The following is a 1,757-nucleotide window of genomic DNA, read 5'->3' on the forward strand; positions in this document are numbered from 1 at the left end:
GGCCGGACCGACGCCCGGACGGTCCTGGTGGCGGTGCCCGCCGACATCGAGAGCCTGCGCCGCACCGACCCCGGCGCGGCCAAGGCGTGGCGGCACGCCGTGCGCGACGTGCTGGAAGGCCTCCTGGGCGAGGGCGCCCGGATCACCGGGTTCCACCGCAAGTCCTGCTATGTCGTGGAACGTACCGCCTGATCACCGGCAGAAAGGCCGCACACCATCATGAAGATCACTGGAATCGAACTGCGGCGGATCGCGATGCCGCTGGTGGCGCCGTTCCGCACCTCGTTCGGCACCGAGACCGGGCGCGACGTGCTGCTCGTGCGGGTCGTCACGCCCGACGGCGAGGGCTGGGGCGAGTGCGTGGCCATGTCCGCACCGCTCTACTCCTCGGAGTACGTCGACGGCGCCGCCGAGGCACTGCGCCGCTTCCTCATCCCCGCCCTGCCCGCCCACACCGACGCCCACGGCGCGAGCCGGGCCATGGCACCGTTCAAGGGGCACCGGATGGCCAAGGCCGCCCTGGAGACGGCGGTCCTGGACGCCCAGCTCCGCGCCGACGGCCGGTCCCTCGCGTCCTTCTTCGGCGCCGACAGGGACCGGGTGCCCTGCGGGGTGTCGGTCGGCATCATGAACTCCGTTCCCGAGCTGCTCGACGCGGTCGAGGGCTACCTGTCCGAGGGCTACATCCGGATCAAGCTGAAGATCGAGCCCGGGTGGGACCTCGCGCCCGTCCGCGCCGTCCGCGAGCGCTTCGGCCCCGACCTGCCGCTCCAGGTAGACGCCAACGCCGCCTATACCCTGGCCGACGCGCCCCACCTCGCCAAGCTCGACGCCTTCGACCTGCTGCTCATCGAGCAGCCCCTGGCCAACGACGACATGGTCCAGCACGCCGCGCTCGCCCGTAAGGTCACCACCCCGATCTGCCTGGACGAGTCGATCGAGTCGGCCGAGCACGCCGCCGCCGCCATCACCCTGGGCGCCTGCTCGATCATCAACGTCAAGCCCGGCCGCATCGGCGGCTACCTGGAGGCGCGCCGCATCCACGACCTGGCCCGCGCCCACGGCGTCGCCCTGTGGTGCGGCGGCATGCTGGAGACGGGCATCGGGCGCGCCGCCAACGTCGCCCTGGCCGCGCTGCCCGGCTTCACCCTGCCCGGCGACACCTCGGCCTCGCGCCGCTACTTCGCCACCGACATCACCCCGCCGTTCGAGCTGCGCGACGGCCATCTGGACGTCCCCACGGGCCCCGGCATCGGTGTCGAGCCCGTCCAGGACATCCTCGACGAGGTCACCACCGCCACCGAGTGGATCACGACGTAGACGGCGCCGGGCCCCAACTCGGGCCGGGCGCCGAGCGCGCGGGCGATCGCCACCCGCTGGCGCTGTCCCCCGGACAGCCGTAGATGACCGCGCCGTTGAGGCCGCCTAGCGTCCGAAGATCCGCATCTGGAGCGTCACGGCCAGCCGCGCCTCGGGGTCGGCCATGTCCAGGCCGCTGATCTCGATGAGCCGTTTCAACCGGTAGCGGAAGGTGTTGGCGTGCACGTGCACCCTGGCCGAGGCGGCGTTGACGTCGCCGAAGGCGTCCAGGTAGGCCCGCAGGGTGGCGACCAGCTCGCTGCCGTGCTCGGCGTCGTGGGCCAGAAGCCGCTGGTAGGGGCCGGTGGGCGTCTGCTCCTCGGCCTGCACCAGGTCCGAGAGCTGGAGCAGCAGCGACTCGAAGTGCACGCGGCTGTAACCGGCGACCTCGCCGGACG

General features: G+C 72.4%; 2 protein-coding genes and 1 pseudogene. 2 read left to right on the plus strand and 1 reads right to left on the minus strand.

Annotated elements, in window-relative coordinates:
- Window positions 1–192 (plus strand): annotated as a pseudogene (locus AB0O34_RS36800) (GNAT family N-acetyltransferase); the annotation flags it as partial.
- A gap of 27 nt (window positions 193–219) precedes the next feature.
- Window positions 220–1,320, plus strand: coding sequence for an o-succinylbenzoate synthase (menC, locus tag AB0O34_RS36805; protein ID WP_363923634.1), 1,101 nt, complete (start codon window positions 220–222; stop codon window positions 1,318–1,320).
- 105 nt (window positions 1,321–1,425) lie between these two features.
- On the opposite strand, the gene AB0O34_RS36810 is transcribed toward menC, so the two are convergent.
- The coding region (locus AB0O34_RS36810) for a helix-turn-helix domain-containing protein (RefSeq protein WP_363923636.1) at window positions 1,426–1,757 on the minus strand (332 nt) is incomplete at its 5' end.

Origin of the sequence: Sphaerisporangium sp. NPDC088356, assembly GCF_040685555.1 — a bacterium.
Taxonomy (GTDB): Bacteria; Actinomycetota; Actinomycetes; order Streptosporangiales; family Streptosporangiaceae; genus Sphaerisporangium.

What these genes read in the sequence shown, in the direction of transcription:
- menC (WP_363923634.1), top strand. Translation starts at nt 220, where the DNA reads ATGAAGATCACTGGAATCGAACTGCGGCGGATCGCGATGCCGCTGGTG.